Annotated in this window: 1 protein-coding gene; it reads left to right on the top strand. The window is 68.4% G+C overall.

What is annotated here, in order from left to right:
- Positions 1–510 (top strand): glucodextranase DOMON-like domain-containing protein (locus EXE45_RS17705; RefSeq protein ID WP_274595490.1); only part of this gene is annotated, 510 nt, incomplete at both ends.

Raw genomic sequence — 510 nt, 5'->3', positions numbered from 1 at the left:
AAGAGTGGGTCGGTCCGGCTGCCGCCGAACGCGACGGACGAAACGGTGACGCTCGGCTACCAGATCACCAAGATCGACACCTACGACGTCGTCGTCCGGGACCCCGAGACGGGCGAGGAACTCGCCTCGCAGACGGTGACGGTTGCGCCCGGCGACCTCGTCACCGAATTCACCGACCCAGCGGGTGACGACGACGGGCCCGGCGGGTACACCTACCCGACGAACGGCGCGTTCCAGGAGGGCGCGTTCGACCTGCGCTCGTTCCGCGTCCTAGAGACCGACGACCAGTACCGGTTCGTCTTCGAGGTCGAGAACCTCTACGACACGTTCGGGGGGCTCTTCTCGCCGCACTACTTCGTCGTCTACCTCCGCGATCCCGACGCCGACGGCGGGCGGACGACGCAGCTCAACGACCTCTCGATCACGGCCGAGTTCGCGTCGCCGTGGCAGTACCGGGTCGCCGCCAGCGGCTTCGGCGGGAGTGTCGTCGACGCCGACGGGAACGGCCTC

Source organism: Halorubrum sp. SP9, from assembly GCF_005435015.1.
GTDB lineage: Archaea > Halobacteriota > Halobacteria > Halobacteriales > Haloferacaceae > Halorubrum > Halorubrum sodomense.
Note: the sequence above shows the minus strand (reverse complement) of the source record. Positions and strands in the feature narration are given on the sequence as shown.